Genomic DNA, 15,290 nt, shown 5'->3' with positions numbered 1-15,290 from the left:
TGGCTCGATTACTTAGGCGCGGAGAATCGATCTGGCCGGCATGGCGCCAGTGCTGGCGCGGCCTTGCCGGTGATAATTTCTTCGCTGGCCAGTCGTCCCACGACCGCCGCCAGGATCACGCCCGGATGCATGGCGCAGACATACGCGCCGCACATATTCGGCAGCGGCCCGATGATGGGGATGCCGTCGGCAGGCATGGGCCGCCATCCCACGCAGGCCAGTTCTGTCTCGATACCCGTTGCGCCGTGCAATTCGTCCTGTATTGCAGCAGCCGTGCGTTGTGCGACGGCAGCCGGCTGGTTGTCCGGCGTATCGTCCAGATAGTCTTCCGCCGCCAGCAGGCAGCCATCCGCGCCTTGCCGTATTTCCATCTGCGGGCTGGAAATAATGCCCTGCACTAAGTTGGCTGGCGCCTTGTAACAGATAAGGATGGCCGGGGAGGTGGTGATGGGCAGTGTTGCGCCCAGCATGGCAGCCAGACTGGCGGTGGCTGTGCCGGCCGCCAGCACGACCAGGTCGGCCGCAATGTTTTCCTTGGCGGTCTTGACGCCCGTCACGCTGCTTCCATCGCGGCTAAAGTCCAGCACCGGGGTGTGGGTAAGCACTTGCGCGCCATGCGCCTGGGCGCCGGCGAGCAGGGCGTGCGTTGCCGCCACCGCATCGAGCGCGCCTTCTGCGGCGGCATGCCAGGCATGTTCAGGAGGATGTTTGAGCTTGGGTTCCAGCGTGCATATCTGCTCGCGTGAGACCAGTGTGGCTGGCGGCATGTTGCCCGCTTCGCCGCCATACGACAGGGCGCCACCCCAGTGTATTTTCAGCTGCGGCAGCTCTGTTTCAAGCCGGCGATACTCCGCGATGGCGGCGCTGTGCAAGTGGGCGGTGGGATCGGCGTTGCCATGTGTGGTATGGATCCACGCAAAGGACGTGCCAGTCACGCCGGAGGCGATTGCCTGCGCTTCGAGCACGATGACGTGTGCGCCGTGGCTGGCCAGGTGGTAGGCCAGCGACGCGCCCACGATGCCTGCGCCGATGATGACGATGCGTTGATTGCTTTCCATGCCGCTCCCATTTTATCGAGCTGGCAATCTTACAGCAGGAGGCGTGGTGCATGCTTGTCTGCACGCCCATCCCCGATTTTGGTAGGCTGGGGTGCTGAAATTGCAGTTCGTCGCAATCGACGTGCCTGCCAGGGGTGTCATGGCTATAGTGATTACATCGCGCAACAGATTGCGCCCACAAATACACTGACACACTGGGAGATCAACATGAACATCGCTAAAAACATGGAAGCCATCGTCGTTGCCGCCGCAGTCCTGCTGAGCGCAAGCTGCTATGCCATGGCGCCAGCCGCACCAGCTTTGCAAGTGGCCAACTCCAGCTACGCTGTTCCTGTCGCCTCCCAGGCAAGCGCCAAGGCAGCCATGCAAGTGGTGGTGGTCAAAGCCAAACGCCTGAGCGCTGCCGAAAAAGCCCGCTTTGCATAATTTATTGCTAGCACGATATGGCGCTGCTACAGTAGCCCATGAATAAAGCTGTGATGGCCCCAACAAAACAAGATACCAAGGAAGTCATATGAAAAAGATACTCCAGCTGGCACTGCTGTTCCTGGCAGCCTTTGGCCTGCTGCGCAGTGCGGGTGCTGAAACCCGCTTGCTGGAAACACGCCCGATCGACGCCCGCGTGGTGCGGGTCAAGCTCGATGGCGTGATGGAAGTGCGCATCCGCCAGGGCAGCGTGGCTTCCTTGAGCATCACGGCCGACAAGCGCTATATTGCCGATGTCAGCACGGCGCAAAGCGGCGACACCCTGCATATCGAAACGGAAATTCGCGGCTTCAAGATCAACCCTTCCTCCGTGCGCGCCGAGCTGGTCTTGCCGAACTTGCGCGAACTCAGCTCGGAAGGCATGGGTACCACTGATATCACCGGTTTTACGGGCGACGAGATCGTGCTGTCGCTGGAAGGCGCAGGCAGCATCAAGATGGTCGGCGACTATCGCAAGCTGAAGGCAAATCTGGGCGGCGTGGGCAGCATGCAGCTGTGGGTCGGCAATAACGAACGCGCCGATCTCGACCTGGAGGGCGCCGGTTCGGTGGTGCTGGGCGGGCGTGGCAAGTTGCTGAAAGCGAGCCTGGGCGGCCTGGGTAGCCTGAATGCGCAGCAATTCCAGGCCGACGCGGTCAACCTCGATTTGAGCGGCCTGGGCAACGCCACCGTGACTGCCTTGAAAAGCGCCAAGCTGAACCTGAGTGGACTCGGTTCGGTGGTGGTCTACGGCAAGCCCGCCGATCGCGATTCCAGTGTTGATGGCCTGGGTAAAGTTAGCTGGAAGTAAGGGTGTCCTGTATTCGTCAGGATAATAAAAAAGCAGTCAGACTATTCCCCACTCCGATGAAAAAACTGATCATTGCATTACTGCTGCTGTGCGCGATACAGCAGAGCGCGCGGGCCGGCTTCGCTGAAGGCGCCAGCGCCTACAACAACAAGAATTACAGCCTGGCCTACAAGGAAATTCTACCGCTGGCCAAGGCGGGCAATCCCGACGCCGAGCATTTGCTGGGCTTGATGTATTACATGGGGCGCGGCTTGCCGCAAGATTACAAGCAAGCCATGTTTTGGCACCGCAAGGCGGCCGACCAGGGCAAGGCCGACGCACAGTACGTGGTGGGCGCCATGTATTACACGGGTAACTCCGTCTTGCAGGATCACAAGCAGGCCGTGGTCTGGTTCCGCAAGGCGGCCGAGCAAAACCATGCCGAGGCGCAGCAGGTGCTGGGCCTGATGTACCGCTACCATATGGGGGGTGTGCAGCAGGATATCGTCATCGCCTATATGTTGTGGAATCTGGCGGCCGCGAATGGCTCGTCGAATGCGGCCGACCAGCGTGCCGCCGTGCTGCGCATGATGACGCCGGAGCAAGTTGATGAGGGGCAAACCCTGTCGGCCAAATGGAAGCCGGGCACGCCCTTGCCGCGCACCTCGAAAACCGGCGGTGCATAGGGGGAGGGCGCTGCAAGCTGCGGCGGCTTGGCGTACAATCGCTTTTTTCCTTGCGAGAGTGCCCCCATGCGTGCAGTTGCCATCACCGAGCCCGGTCCCGCCGATGTTTTGCAGATTGCCGAGCGCCCCGCGCCGCAGCTGAAGGCCGGAGAGCTGCTGATCAAGGTGCACGCGGCCGGCATCAACCGCCCCGACGTGCTGCAGCGCCTGGGCAAATACGCGCCGCCCGCTGGCGCGTCCGATTTGCCCGGCCTGGAAGTGGCCGGCGAAATCGTCGATGGCGACCTGGCCGGAACACCATTCAAGCTGGGCGACCTGGTCTGTGCGCTGGTGCAGGGCGGCGGCTATGCCGAATACTGTGCCGCGCCGGCCGGCCAGTGCCTGCCCTTGCCGGCAGGCTTGACGGCGCTGGAAGGCGCTTCCCTGCCTGAAAATTTCTTTACCGTCTGGAGCAATGTGTTCGACCGCTGCGCGCTGGCCGATGGCGAGACCCTGCTGGTGCAGGGCGGCACCTCCGGCATCGGCGTGGCGGCGATCCAGCTGGCGGTGGCGCTGGGGCATCGCGTGTTCGCCACGGCGGGCAGCGACGACAAGGCGCGCGCCTGCGAAGCCCTGGGCGCCGAACGCGGCATCAATTACCGTACGGAAGATTTTGTTGCGGTCGTCAAGCAATTGACGGGCGGCCGCGGCGTGGACGTGATTCTCGACATGGTCGGTGGCGATTATCTGCCGCGCGAGATCGATTGCCTGGCCGACGATGGCCGCATCGGCGTGATCGCCGTGCAGGGGGGCAACAAGGCGACCCTGGATGTGGGGCAACTGCTGCGCCGCCGCCTGACGGTGACCGGCTCGACCCTACGTCCCCGTTCGGTGGCGTTCAAGGCCGCCATTGCGGCCCGGCTGCAAGCCACCGTCTGGCCGCTGATCGAGGCGGGCAAGATCAAGCCCGTCATTTACAAAACTTTCCCATTGGACCAGGCTAGCGAGGGCCACGCCCTGATGGAGGCCAGCACGCATATCGGCAAGATCATGTTGCAAGTTGCCTGAAACAGCGGGCCTTGGTTTGACCGGCAACAGTGGTAGCGTTAAAATGACGGGTTATTAGAATTTAGGCTACTATGCGTCGCAAACTCGTCGTCGGAAATTGGAAGATGAACGGCAGTCGCACCTCGAACGCGGTGTTATTGTCTGAAATAGTGGCTGGCCTGCCCGGGGTGGCCGGCCATGGCGCCGCCAGCGCCGTGTGCGTGCCTGCGCCGTACCTGGCGCAGTGCCAGGCGCAATTGGCAGGCTCAAGCCTGGCCTGGGGGGCGCAAGATGTTTCCGCCCACCCCGCCGGTGCGTACACGGGAGAGATCTCGGCGGCCATGCTGCAGGATTTTGGCTGCAGCTATGTGGTGGTCGGCCATTCCGAGCGCCGCGCCTACCATGGCGAAGCCTGTGCGAACGTGGCGGCCAAGACGCTGGCGGCACTGGCGGCGGGCATCACGCCTATCGTCTGTGTCGGCGAAACGCTGGAACAGCGCGAAGCAGGGCAGACCGATGCCGTGGTGTCGCAGCAATTGAATACCGTGCTGGCAGCCGTCACTGGCGACGATGTGGCGAAACTGGTGGTGGCGTATGAGCCGGTCTGGGCGATCGGCACCGGCAAGACGGCCACGCCGCAGATGGCGCAGGATGTGCATCAGCTGTTGCGCGCGCAGCTGGCAGTCAAGAATGCGGTAGCGGCCGCTGGCGTGCAGATCCTGTACGGCGGCAGCATGAAACCGGAGAATGCAAAAGAATTGATGGCCATGCCGGATATTGACGGCGGGCTGATCGGTGGGGCAGCATTGAAGGCGGCGGATTTCCTGGCTATTATTCACGCCGCCGATTGAATTACTTTAAACTAAGAATGGAATTGCAATGAACATGATGTTCAATCTGGTAGTCGTGGTACAGGTTTTGTCCGCTTTGTCGATTATCGCGCTGGTATTGCTGCAGCATGGCAAGGGCGCCGACATGGGCGCCGCCTTCGGTTCCGGCGCGTCCGGCAGCCTGTTCGGTGCAACGGGCTCGTCGAACTTCATGTCGAAGTCGACCGGCGTTGCCGCCGCGATCTTCTTCGGCGCCACCCTGGCCCTGTCGCTGATGGCCAATCAGCGCGCTACCACGGTAGGTGGCGGCGTGATGGATAAAGTCGTCAAGCCAGTGCCAGTGACCGGCGCCGGCGCGATCCCGGCCACGGTGCCTGCACCGGCAGCGGCGACGACTCCGGCAGCCTCCGCGCCGGCAGCAGCGGCGCCAGCGGCAAGCACCCCGGCTGGCCAGATTCCGAAGTAATTAACTCAAGTATTCAGGGTTAATTAAGCTGGATAATAGCCAGCATAATCTTGAGTAGCTCCAGGGAATCAAGAGTGATTCTCATTACGGGCAGATTATTGCTCAATGTTTTGGCAGTGCGGTAGAAAAAAGCATTATCGTGCTGGAAGATGTAAAAATTAATCGTTTTTATCTGTGTTTTGATGCATTTGTGCATTAACTTTAGCAGCAAAGCAGAGTAGAATACGGGCCTTACCGCCGACGTGGTGAAATTGGTAGACACGCTATCTTGAGGGGGTAGTGGCGAAAGCTGTACGAGTTCGAGTCTCGTCGTCGGCACCAGAAATCAGAAGCCAGCAACGGCGCATGAGCCATGGCTCATACAAAGTTGCTGGCTTTTTTTACGAGGATGTGTCGTTCGATCCTGGTCTTAGCTTTGATTGGGGTCGTGCGTTAAATACGCTGCAAGTGATCGCAGCGTCCTCATTTAACCGATCGTTCAACATAAGCGTATCAATCGTGAACCTCGAAAATTACTTCCCCGTCCTGCTGTTTATTCTTGTCGGCCTCGGTGTCGGCATTGCTCCCCAGCTTCTGGGGCGTCTGTTAGGTCCTAACAAGCCTGACGCAGCAAAACTCTCCCCGTACGAATGTGGTTTTGAAGCATTCGAAGACGCGCGCATGAAATTCGATGTGCGCTACTATCTGGTCGCAATCCTGTTTATTTTGTTCGATCTGGAAACGGCATTCTTTTTCCCATGGGGCGTAGCAATGCGCGACCTGGGCTGGGCCGGTTTCGTCACGATGATGGTGTTCATCGCCGAATTCGTGGTCGGATTTTGGTACATTTGGAAGAAAGGTGCCCTTGACTGGGAATAAGCCATGGCTATTGAAGGCGTATTAAGCGAAGGTTTCATCACCACCTCGGCCGACAAGCTGATCAACTGGGCGCGTACCGGGTCGATGTTCCCGATGACGTTCGGTCTGGCCTGCTGTGCGGTCGAAATGATGCACGTGGGCGCAGCCCGTTACGATATGGACCGTTTTGGCGTCGTGTTTCGTCCGTCGCCGCGTCAGTCCGACGTCATGATCGTTGCAGGCACCCTGTGCAACAAGATGGCGCCGGCATTGCGCAAGGTCTACGACCAGATGGCAGAGCCGCGCTGGGTTATCTCGATGGGTTCCTGCGCCAATGGCGGCGGGTACTACCATTACTCCTACTCTGTGGTGCGCGGTTGCGACCGCATCGTGCCCGTTGACGTGTATGTGCCTGGCTGCCCTCCAACAGCTGAAGCACTGCTGTACGGCATCATGCAGTTGCAGAACAAGATCAAGCGTACCAGCACGATCGCACGCTAACCGGGTCGCTTCAGATTATGACTACACATTTAGAAGTATTGCAAAACGCCCTGGGTACTGCCCTGGGCGAACGCGTTAGTACTACCGTTGCGCTGGGTGAAGTTACCTTGGTCGTCAAGGCCGAAGACTACCTGGGCGTGATGCAGACCTTGCGCGACGCCCCGACCCTGCATTTCGAACAATTGATCGATCTGTGCGGCGTGGACTACTCGACCTATGGCGACGGTACCTGGAATGGCCCGCGTTTCGCGGCTGTTTCGCACCTGCTGTCGGTCAAGCACAACTGGCGCGTGCGCGTGCGCGTATTTGCGCCGGACGACGACATGCCGCTGCTGCCCTCCGTGGTGAACATCTGGCGTGCGGTCAACTGGTATGAGCGCGAAGCGTTCGACCTGCTGGGCATCCTGTTCGAAGGCCATAACGACTTGCGCCGCCTGCTGACCGACTACGGTTTCATCGGCCATCCGTTCCGCAAGGACTTCCCGGTCTCCGGCTATGTCGAGATGCGCTACGATCCGGAACAAAAGCGCGTGATTTACCAGCCTGTGACGATCGAGCCGCGGGAAAACGTGCCGCGCGTGATCCGCGAAGAACATTACGGGATGAAATAATGGCTGAGATTAAGAACTACACCCTGAACTTTGGGCCACAGCATCCGGCCGCGCACGGTGTGCTGCGCCTGGTGCTCGAGCTCGATGGCGAAGTGATCCAGCGTGCCGATCCCCATATCGGCCTGCTGCACCGCGCCACCGAGAAACTGGCCGAACAGAAGACCTACCTGCAATCCGTGCCGTACATGGACCGTCTCGACTATGTGTCGATGATGTGCAATGAACACGCCTACGTGATGGCCATCGAAAAGCTGCTGAATGTGGAAGTGCCGCTGCGCGCCCAATACATCCGCGTGATGTTCGATGAAATCACCCGCGTCCTGAACCACCTGATGTGGCTGGGCGCGCATGCGCTGGACGTCGGCGCCATGGGCCCGTTCCTGTACTGCTTCCGCGACCGCGAAGACCTGTTCGACTGCTACGAAGCGGTCTCGGGCGCGCGCATGCACGCAGCCTACTACCGTCCGGGCGGCGTCTACCGCGACCTGCCTGATTCGATGCCGCAGCACAAGGCCTCGATCATCCGCAACGCCAAGGCCATCGCCAAGCTCAATGAAAACCGCCAGGGTTCCCTGCTGGACTTCATCGAAGACTTCACGCGCCGTTTCCCGACCTATGTCGACGAATACGAAACCTTGCTGACCGACAACCGTATCTGGAAACAGCGTACGGTCGGCATCGGCGTGGTGTCGCCGGAAGATGCGCTGGCCATGGGCTTTACGGGCGCCATGCTGCGTGGTTCGGGCGTGAAGTGGGACTTGCGCAAGCAGCAGCCGTACGAAGTGTACGACCTGATGGACTTCGACATTCCTATCGGCACCAACGGCGATTGCTACGACCGCTACCTGGTCCGCGTGGAAGAGCTGCGCCAGTCGAACCGCATCATCAAGCAGTGCGTGGAGTGGCTGCGCAACAATCCAGGTCCTGTCATGACCAGCAACCGCAAGGTGGCGCCTCCGGGCCGCGTCGACATGAAGACCAATATGGAATCGCTGATTCACCACTTCAAGCTGTTTACCGAAGGTTTCCACGTGCCGCCGGGCGAGGCTTACAGCGCCGTCGAGCACCCGAAAGGCGAGTTCGGCATTTACCTGGTGTCCGATGGCGCCAACAAGCCGTACCGCATGAAACTGCGCGCACCCGATTACGCCCACTTGCAGTCGCTGGACGAAATGGCGCGTGGCCACATGATTGCCGACGCCGTGACCATCATTGGTACGCAAGATATCGTGTTCGGCAGTATTGACCGCTAAGTCCGAGAGGCAAAAAAGTATGTTGTTATCAGAGCAGTGCTATAAAAAAATCGACCGCGAGCTGGCCAAGTACCCAGGCGACCAGCGTCAGTCGGCCGTGATGGCCGCGCTGGCGCACGCCCAGGATGAACTGGGCTGGCTGTCGCCGGACACCATGAAGGAAATCGCCGACTATATCGGCATGCCGGCTATTGCTGTGCAGGAAGTGGCCACGTTCTACAATATGTACAACACCAAGCCGGTCGGCAAGCACAAGATCACCGTGTGCACCAACCTGCCTTGCGCCCTGTCCGGTGGCGTGCGCGCCGCCGAATACCTGAAGCAGAAGCTCGGTATCGATTTCCGCGAAACCACTGCTGACGGCCAGTTCACCCTGGTCGAAGGCGAGTGCATGGGCGCTTGCGGCGATGCGCCTGTCCTGCTGGTCAGTAATAAAACCATGTGCAGCTGGATGTCGAACGAGAAAATCGACGCCATGCTGGAGGAACTCAAGAAATGACGTCACTCCACAACCGCCATATCGATCCATTGATCCTGAAGGATCTGGATGGCAAGAACTGGCATTTGCAAGACTATGTGAACCGCGGCGGCTATACGGCCCTGCGCCGTATCCTGGAAGAGAAAATCACGCCGGAACAGATCATCGCCGACCTCAAGGCTTCGTCCTTGCGCGGCCGTGGCGGCGCGGGTTTCCCGACCGGCCTGAAGTGGAGCTTCATGCCGCGCCAGTTCCCGGGCCAGAAATACCTCGTCTGCAATACAGATGAAGGCGAACCGGGCACTTTCAAGGACCGCGACATCATTCGTTACAATCCCCATGCGCTGATCGAAGGCATGGCGATTGGCGCTTATGCCATGGGCATCACCGTGGGTTACAACTATATCCACGGCGAAATTTTCCAGGATTACCTGCGTTTTGAAGATGCACTGGAAGAGGCGCGCGCCGCCGGCTTCCTGGGCGACAAGATCATGGGTAGCGAGTTCTCGTTCCAGTTGCACGCACACCATGGTTATGGCGCGTACATCTGCGGCGAAGAAACCGCACTGCTGGAGTCCTTGGAAGGCAAGAAAGGCCAGCCACGCTTCAAGCCGCCTTTCCCTGCTTCGTTTGGCCTGTACGGCAAACCGACCACCATCAATAACACGGAAACCTTTGCGGCCGTGCCATTCGTGCTGAACATCGGCCCAGAGAAGTACCTGGGCATGGGCAAGCCGAACAATGGCGGCACCAAGATCTTCTCGATCTCGGGCGACGTGGAATTGCCGGGCAACTACGAAGTACCGCTGGGTACACCGTTTGCCAAACTGCTGGAACTGGCAGGCGGCATGCGTGGTGGCAAAAAAATCAAAGCCGTAATCCCTGGCGGTTCGTCCGCTCCGGTGATTCGCGGCGACGTCATGATGCAAACCGACCTGGACTACGACTCGATCGCGAAAGCCGGTTCGATGCTCGGTTCGGGCGCTGTCATCGTGATGGACGAAACTCGCTGCATGGTGAAGGCGCTGGAACGCCTGTCCTACTTCTATTTTGAAGAATCGTGCGGCCAGTGTACGCCTTGCCGTGAAGGCACAGGCTGGATGTACCGCATGGTACATCGCATCGAGCAGGGGCAAGGTCGTCCAGACGACCTGGATATGCTCAACTCGATCGCTGACAACATCCAGGGCCGCACCATTTGCGCACTGGGCGATGCAGCGGCTATGCCAGTACGGGCCTTCATTAAGAATTTCCGTGAAGAATTTGAATATCACATCGAGCACAAGCATTGCTTAGTGCCCGCTTACATCTAAGCTGCGTCAGGTAACGATCACCATGGTTGAAATCGAAATAGACGGCAAAAAAGTCGAAGTCCCTGCTGGTAGCATGGTGATGGACGCCGCCAACAAATTGGGAACCTACATTCCGCACTTCTGCTACCACAAGAAATTGTCGATCGCAGCGAACTGCCGCATGTGCCTGGTCGAAGTGGAAAAGGCGCCCAAGCCTTTGCCCGCTTGCGCGACCCCGGTCAGTGCCGGCATGATCGTGCGCTCCGCCAGCGATAAAGCTGTGCAGGCGCAAAAGTCGGTCATGGAATTCTTGTTGATTAACCACCCGCTCGATTGCCCTATCTGCGATCAGGGCGGCGAATGCCAGTTGCAAGACCTGGCAGTCGGCTACGGCAACAGCGGTTCGCGCTATCAGGAAGACAAGCGCGTCGTGAAACCGAAGGAAGCCGGCCCGCTGGTCTCGATGCAAGAGATGGCGCGCTGCATCCAGTGCACCCGCTGCGTACGTTTTGGCCAGGAAGTGGCCGGCGTGATGGAGCTGGGCATGATCGGCCGTGGCGAACACTCCGAAATCGTGTCCTTCGTCGGCCAGACGGTCGATTCCGAAATGTCGGGCAATATGATCGACCTGTGCCCGGTAGGCGCACTGACGTCGAAGCCATTCCGCTACAGCGCCCGTACCTGGGAACTGTCGCGCCGCAAATCGGTCAGCCCGCATGACGGCCTGGGCGCGAACCTGATCGTGCAAGTGAAAGCTGGCAAGGTCAAGCGCGTACTGCCGCTGGAAAACGAAGCCGTCAACGAGTGCTGGATTTCCGACAAGGACCGTTTCTCGTACGAAGCGCTGGACAGTGCCGAGCGTCTGACTTCCCCAATGCTGAAACAAGGCAACGAGTGGAAAGAAGTCGATTGGCAAACCGCGCTGGAATACGTGGCCCACGGCTTGAAAAACATCAAGCACGAACACGGCGCCGACGCCATCGCTGCTGTCGCTACGCCGCATTCGACCGTCGAAGAACTGGTCCTGCTGCAAAAAGTGGCGCACGGCCTCGGTTCCGAGAACGTCGACTTCCGCCTGCGCCAGACCGACTTCGCGCTGGACGCGAACGTCAAGCCATGGCTGGGCATGCCGATCAATGACTTTGGTCAGATCAAGCGCGCCTTCGTGATCGGTTCGTTCCTGCGCAAGGACCACCCATTGCTGGCAACGCGTCTGCGCGCTGCAGTGAAAGCCGGCGGCAAGCTGTCGATCCTGCACGCATCCGACGATGACCAACTGATCACCATCGCCAACAAGATGATCGTGGCGCCTAGCGACTGGCTGGCAGCCTTGTCGGAAGTAGTGGTAGCGGTTGCCAAAGCGAAAGAAATCGCTGCCCCAGCCGGTTTCGAAGCGATCACCGCGTCGGACGTGGCCGTCAATATCGCCGCCAGCCTGATGGCGGGCGACCATGGCGCCGTGCTGCTGGGTAACGCGGCAACGCAGCACCCGCAAGCGTCGCAACTGCACGCTGCCGCACAATGGATCGCCGAGCAGACTGGCGCTACGCTGGGCTACCTGACCGAAGCGGCCAACACCGTCGGCGCGCACCTGGTGGTCAAGCCACGCGCCAACGCTCAGCCTGTATTTGCGGCACCGAAGAAAGCCTACGTGCTGCTGCACGCCGAGCCGGAACTGGACGCCGCCAATCCACAGGCAGCCCGCGCTGCACTGGACAAAGCGGAAATGGTCGTCGCCATGTCGGCCTTCAAGCACGGCATGGATTACGCCGACGTGTTGCTGCCGATCGCGCCATTCGCTGAAACCTCTGGCACCTTCGTGAACTGCGAAGGCCGCGCGCAAAGTTTCAACGGCACCGTGAAACCGCTGGCCGAAACCCGTCCAGCCTGGAAAGTGCTGCGCGTACTGGGCAACATCCTGGGCCTGGCCGGTTTCGACTACGACACTTCCGAAGCGATCCGCGACGAAGCCTTTGGCGCTGGTGTGACCGACCTGTCGGCACAGCTGTCCAATACCGCCAGCAACGCTGCCGAAGCGGCCACGTATGCACCAGCTTCGCCTGCGCTGCAACGTATCGCCGACGTGCCGATCTACTTCGCCGACGCACTGGTACGCCGTTCCGAGCCTTTGCTGCGCACGGTCGATGGCGCCGCGCCGCAAGCCCATTTGTCCGCCGAACTGGCTGGCAAGCTGGGTATCAAGGCAGGCGACAAGGTCAAAGTGGCGCAAGGCTCCGGCAGCGCCATCCTGGTGGCGGCTATTCACGCCGGCCTGCCAGCCAATGTGGTCAAAGTGTCGGCGGCGCATGCCTCGACGGCCCAGCTTGGCGGCATGTTCGGTGACATCACAGTTGAAACAGCAGAGGGGAAAATCTGATGGCTCTGCCTGAATTTGTAAACGTCATCAATCACGGCGGACAAGAGCTGCTGGGCGCTGCCTGGCCGTTCTTCTGGACCTTGATCAAGATCCTGTGCGTGCTGCTGCCGCTGATGGGCCTGGTTGCCTACGCTACCTTGTGGGAGCGCAAGCTGATCGGCTGGATCCAGATCCGCGTCGGTCCTAACCGCGTCGGTCCGTTGGGCTTGCTGCAACCGATCGCCGATGCACTGAAACTCTTGTTCAAAGAGATCATCATCCCGGCCAAGTCGGCCAAGGGCCTGTTCGTGATCGGCCCGATCATGACCATCATGCCGGCCCTGGCTGCCTGGTCGGTGGTGCCATTCGGCCCGGAAGCAGTGTTGGCTAACGTCAACGCCGGCTTGCTGCTGTTGCTGGCAATCACCTCGATGGAAGTCTACGGCATCATCATCGCCGGCTGGGCTTCGAACTCGAAGTACTCGTTCATGGGTGCCATGCGCGCTTCGGCACAGATGATCTCGTATGAAATCCCGATGGGTTTCGTGATGGTGATCGTGCTGATGGTGTCGGGCAGCCTGAACTTCATCGATATCGTGGGCGGCCAGCAAATCGGCTTCTTCGCGGACAAGGGCGTCAACTTCCTGTCGTGGAACTGGCTGCCGCTGCTGCCGATGTTCGTCATCTACCTGGTGTCGGGCCTGGCTGAAGCCAACCGTCATCCGTTCGACGTCGTCGAAGGCGAGTCGGAAATCGTGGCCGGCCACATGGTCGAATACTCGGGCATGGCTTACGCCATGTTCATGCTGGCTGAATACGCCAACATGATCCTGATCGGCGCCCTGGGCTCGATCATGTTCCTGGGCGGCTGGTCCGCACCGTTCAAGTTCCTGGAATTCTGGGGCGGTTTCGGCGGCTTCTTCTGGTTGTTTGCAAAAACATTCTTCATCGTTTCGGTGTTCGTCTGGGTCCGCGGTACTTTCCCACGCTACCGTTATGACCAGATCATGCGCCTGGGCTGGAAAGTGTTTATCCCGTTGACGCTGGTCTACCTGGTCTTCGTCGCTGCCTGGATGCAGACATCCTGGAATATTTGGAAGTAAGAGAGTGCATACGAATGGATAAGGTAAAAGATTTCTTCAGCAGCCTCTTGTTAGGCGAGCTGATCAAGGGCATGGCGCTGACAGGCAAGTACATGTTTTCGCGCAAGATCACGGTGCAATTCCCGGAAGAGAAGACACCGATCTCGCCGCGTTTCCGTGGCTTGCACGCGCTGCGCCGCTACCCGAACGGCGAAGAACGTTGCATCGCCTGCAAACTGTGCGAAGCAGTTTGCCCGGCGATGGCCATCACGATCGAATCGGAACAGCGTGACGACGGCTCGCGCCGCACCACGCGTTACGATATTGATTTGACCAAGTGCATCTTCTGCGGTTTCTGCGAAGAGTCCTGCCCGGTCGATTCGATCGTCGAGACGCAAATCCTGGAATACCACGGCGAGAAACGCGGGGATTTGTATTACACGAAAGAGATGTTGCTGGCCGTAGGCGACCGTTACGAAAGTGACATCGCTGCTGCGCGCGCCGCCGACGCACCTTATCGCTGATGGATGCGCCGCAGCCTGCGGGCTGCGGTGCGCCCCTCGTTCATCTGTACGTCTATTGGGTTTTTTATGGACTTTAAAACAATTTTGTTTTACGCCTTCTCGCTGATTCTGATCATAGCGGCGACGCGCGTCATCACGGCCCGTAATCCGGTCCACGCAGTACTGTTCCTGGTACTGTCCTTCTTTTCCGCGGCAGGCATCTGGATGCTGCTGCAAGCTGAATTCCTGGCCATCGTGCTGGTATTGGTGTATGTCGGCGCCGTGATGGTGCTGTTCCTGTTCGTGGTCATGATGCTCGATATCAATATCGACCGCATGCGCGAAGGCTTCTGGGGCTATCTGCCATTGGCTGCCACCGTCGGCGCGATCATCGTGCTGGAAATGGCTGCCGTGTTGTGGCACGGTTTCCGCAACTTCGCACCGAACGTGGTGGCTGAAGGCGTGAACCTGGGCGGCACCAAGGAACTGGGCATGCTGATCTACACGAAATATGTGTTCGCCTTTGAAATCGCTGCCGTCGTGCTGCTGGTGGCCATCGTTGCCGCGGTCGCGCTGACCTTGCGCAAACGCAAAGACACCAAGCATTTCGCACCGGGCGATGCAGTGCGCGTCAAGCGCAATGACCGCCTGAAGATCATCAAGATGGACGCCGTTGTCGAGCGTCCTGCGGCTGAGCCAGAAGTCAAGGAGGCACCATGATATTAACGCTGACACATTATTTGGTCCTGGGCGCGATTCTGTTCGCAATCTCGATCGTCGGGATTTTCCTGAACCGCAAGAACATCATCGTATTGCTGATGGCAATCGAATTGATGCTGCTGGCGGTGAATATGAACTTCATCGCGTTTTCCCATTACCTGGGTGACGCGGCCGGTCAGATCTTCGTTTTCTTCATCCTGACGGTTGCCGCCGCTGAGTCGGCTATCGGTCTGGCTATTCTGGTGGTGATGTTCCGTAATCTGGATACCATCAACGTCGAAGACCTGGACAGCCTCAAAGGCTGATGTTTTTCAGACTCGATCTCTCGAATAATAA

General features: G+C 59.3%; 18 protein-coding genes and 1 tRNA gene. 18 read left to right on the top strand and 1 reads right to left on the bottom strand.

Translation table 11 applies throughout. From position 1 onward, the window contains the following. Positions 1-8: 8 nt before the first annotated feature. Positions 9-1,058, bottom strand: a complete 1,050-nt coding sequence (locus ACL9RI_RS09345; protein ID WP_422726298.1) for an NAD(P)/FAD-dependent oxidoreductase — start codon at positions 1,056-1,058, stop codon at positions 9-11. A gap of 207 nt (positions 1,059-1,265) precedes the next feature. On the opposite strand from ACL9RI_RS09345, the gene ACL9RI_RS09340 reads away from it, so the two are divergent. From ACL9RI_RS09340 to nuoK, 18 genes are all read left to right on the top strand, one after another. After that, on the top strand, positions 1,266-1,484 hold the full coding sequence (locus tag ACL9RI_RS09340) for a hypothetical protein (RefSeq protein WP_422726297.1): 219 nt from the start codon (positions 1,266-1,268) through the stop codon (positions 1,482-1,484). Positions 1,485-1,572: 88 nt separating this feature from the next. Further along, positions 1,573-2,334: a GIN domain-containing protein gene (locus tag ACL9RI_RS09335; RefSeq protein ID WP_422726296.1), complete on the top strand. Its 762-nt coding sequence runs from the start codon at positions 1,573-1,575 to the stop codon at positions 2,332-2,334. Between the two features lie 56 nt (positions 2,335-2,390). Beyond that, a complete protein-coding gene (locus ACL9RI_RS09330; RefSeq protein WP_422726295.1) occupies positions 2,391-2,999 on the top strand; it encodes a tetratricopeptide repeat protein in 609 nt (202 codons plus the stop codon). Between the two features lie 66 nt (positions 3,000-3,065). Further along, the gene (locus ACL9RI_RS09325) at positions 3,066-4,046 is read left to right on the top strand and encodes an NAD(P)H-quinone oxidoreductase (RefSeq protein ID WP_422726294.1); all 981 of its coding nucleotides are present in this window, start codon (positions 3,066-3,068) and stop codon (positions 4,044-4,046) included. A gap of 71 nt (positions 4,047-4,117) precedes the next feature. Next, positions 4,118-4,876: a triose-phosphate isomerase gene (tpiA, locus tag ACL9RI_RS09320; RefSeq protein ID WP_422726293.1), complete on the top strand. Its 759-nt coding sequence runs from the start codon at positions 4,118-4,120 to the stop codon at positions 4,874-4,876. A gap of 28 nt (positions 4,877-4,904) precedes the next feature. Continuing rightward, positions 4,905-5,321 carry a preprotein translocase subunit SecG gene (secG, locus tag ACL9RI_RS09315; protein ID WP_422726292.1) on the top strand — a complete coding sequence of 139 codons (417 nt, stop codon included), beginning with the start codon at positions 4,905-4,907 and terminating at the stop codon, positions 5,319-5,321. Between the two features lie 236 nt (positions 5,322-5,557). Further along, positions 5,558-5,642, top strand: a tRNA-Leu gene (locus ACL9RI_RS09310). A 177-nt stretch (positions 5,643-5,819) separates the two neighbouring features. Further along, on the top strand, positions 5,820-6,179 hold the full coding sequence (locus ACL9RI_RS09305) for an NADH-quinone oxidoreductase subunit A (protein ID WP_071326314.1): 360 nt from the start codon (positions 5,820-5,822) through the stop codon (positions 6,177-6,179). Between the two features lie 3 nt (positions 6,180-6,182). Then, positions 6,183-6,659, top strand: a complete 477-nt coding sequence (locus tag ACL9RI_RS09300; protein ID WP_010399733.1) for a NuoB/complex I 20 kDa subunit family protein — start codon at positions 6,183-6,185, stop codon at positions 6,657-6,659. 17 nt (positions 6,660-6,676) lie between these two features. Beyond that, positions 6,677-7,270, top strand: a complete 594-nt coding sequence (locus ACL9RI_RS09295; protein ID WP_422726291.1) for an NADH-quinone oxidoreductase subunit C — start codon at positions 6,677-6,679, stop codon at positions 7,268-7,270. Beyond that, positions 7,270-8,523, top strand: coding sequence for an NADH-quinone oxidoreductase subunit D (locus tag ACL9RI_RS09290; protein WP_183676081.1), 1,254 nt, complete (start codon positions 7,270-7,272; stop codon positions 8,521-8,523). Before ACL9RI_RS09295 ends, ACL9RI_RS09290 begins: the two co-directional genes overlap by 1 nt. A 19-nt stretch (positions 8,524-8,542) precedes the next feature. Next, positions 8,543-9,022, top strand: coding sequence for an NADH-quinone oxidoreductase subunit NuoE (nuoE, locus tag ACL9RI_RS09285; RefSeq protein WP_183748384.1), 480 nt, complete (start codon positions 8,543-8,545; stop codon positions 9,020-9,022). After that, the gene (gene nuoF / locus ACL9RI_RS09280) at positions 9,019-10,314 is read left to right on the top strand and encodes an NADH-quinone oxidoreductase subunit NuoF (protein ID WP_183676083.1); all 1,296 of its coding nucleotides are present in this window, start codon (positions 9,019-9,021) and stop codon (positions 10,312-10,314) included. The genes nuoE and nuoF overlap by 4 nt, the downstream gene beginning before the upstream one ends. A 22-nt stretch (positions 10,315-10,336) precedes the next feature. Continuing rightward, entirely contained in the window at positions 10,337-12,670 is a 2,334-nt protein-coding gene (nuoG, locus tag ACL9RI_RS09275) for an NADH-quinone oxidoreductase subunit NuoG (protein ID WP_422726290.1), read from the top strand. Further along, entirely contained in the window at positions 12,670-13,752 is a 1,083-nt protein-coding gene (nuoH, locus tag ACL9RI_RS09270) for an NADH-quinone oxidoreductase subunit NuoH (protein WP_300755705.1), read from the top strand. Before nuoG ends, nuoH begins: the two co-directional genes overlap by 1 nt. A 14-nt stretch (positions 13,753-13,766) precedes the next feature. Next, positions 13,767-14,255, top strand: a complete 489-nt coding sequence (nuoI, locus tag ACL9RI_RS09265) for an NADH-quinone oxidoreductase subunit NuoI (protein WP_422726289.1) — start codon at positions 13,767-13,769, stop codon at positions 14,253-14,255. A 66-nt stretch (positions 14,256-14,321) separates the two neighbouring features. Further along, complete coding sequence (locus tag ACL9RI_RS09260; protein ID WP_422726288.1) at positions 14,322-14,954, top strand: NADH-quinone oxidoreductase subunit J; 633 nt, start codon at positions 14,322-14,324, stop codon at positions 14,952-14,954. Further along, a complete protein-coding gene (nuoK, locus tag ACL9RI_RS09255) occupies positions 14,954-15,259 on the top strand; it encodes an NADH-quinone oxidoreductase subunit NuoK (protein WP_183676647.1) in 306 nt (101 codons plus the stop codon). The genes ACL9RI_RS09260 and nuoK overlap by 1 nt, the downstream gene beginning before the upstream one ends. Positions 15,260-15,290 lie beyond the last annotated feature (31 nt).

This window comes from Janthinobacterium sp. Mn2066 (genome assembly GCF_049319705.1).
In the GTDB taxonomy this organism is placed as follows: Bacteria; Pseudomonadota; Gammaproteobacteria; order Burkholderiales; family Burkholderiaceae_D; genus Janthinobacterium.
This window is presented reverse-complemented; position numbering and strand designations above follow the sequence as displayed.

Bases quoted from the DNA above. Each gene is read 5' to 3' on its own strand.
- nuoH (WP_300755705.1), top strand. From the start codon at position 12,670: ATGGCTCTGCCTGAATTTGTAAACGTCATCAATCACGGCGGACAAGAG.
- ACL9RI_RS09335 (WP_422726296.1), top strand. From the start codon at position 1,573: ATGAAAAAGATACTCCAGCTGGCACTGCTGTTCCTGGCAGCCTTTGGC.
- ACL9RI_RS09330 (WP_422726295.1), top strand. From the start codon at position 2,391: ATGAAAAAACTGATCATTGCATTACTGCTGCTGTGCGCGATACAGCAG.
- nuoF (WP_183676083.1), top strand. From the start codon at position 9,019: ATGACGTCACTCCACAACCGCCATATCGATCCATTGATCCTGAAGGAT.
- ACL9RI_RS09260 (WP_422726288.1), top strand. From the start codon at position 14,322: ATGGACTTTAAAACAATTTTGTTTTACGCCTTCTCGCTGATTCTGATC.
- ACL9RI_RS09300 (WP_010399733.1), top strand. From the start codon at position 6,183: ATGGCTATTGAAGGCGTATTAAGCGAAGGTTTCATCACCACCTCGGCC.
- ACL9RI_RS09345 (WP_422726298.1), bottom strand. From the start codon at position 1,058: ATGGAAAGCAATCAACGCATCGTCATCATCGGCGCAGGCATCGTGGGC.
- ACL9RI_RS09340 (WP_422726297.1), top strand. From the start codon at position 1,266: ATGAACATCGCTAAAAACATGGAAGCCATCGTCGTTGCCGCCGCAGTC.
- nuoE (WP_183748384.1), top strand. From the start codon at position 8,543: ATGTTGTTATCAGAGCAGTGCTATAAAAAAATCGACCGCGAGCTGGCC.
- ACL9RI_RS09290 (WP_183676081.1), top strand. From the start codon at position 7,270: ATGGCTGAGATTAAGAACTACACCCTGAACTTTGGGCCACAGCATCCG.
- nuoG (WP_422726290.1), top strand. From the start codon at position 10,337: ATGGTTGAAATCGAAATAGACGGCAAAAAAGTCGAAGTCCCTGCTGGT.
- ACL9RI_RS09325 (WP_422726294.1), top strand. From the start codon at position 3,066: ATGCGTGCAGTTGCCATCACCGAGCCCGGTCCCGCCGATGTTTTGCAG.
- ACL9RI_RS09295 (WP_422726291.1), top strand. From the start codon at position 6,677: ATGACTACACATTTAGAAGTATTGCAAAACGCCCTGGGTACTGCCCTG.
- secG (WP_422726292.1), top strand. From the start codon at position 4,905: ATGAACATGATGTTCAATCTGGTAGTCGTGGTACAGGTTTTGTCCGCT.
- tpiA (WP_422726293.1), top strand. From the start codon at position 4,118: ATGCGTCGCAAACTCGTCGTCGGAAATTGGAAGATGAACGGCAGTCGC.
- nuoI (WP_422726289.1), top strand. From the start codon at position 13,767: ATGGATAAGGTAAAAGATTTCTTCAGCAGCCTCTTGTTAGGCGAGCTG.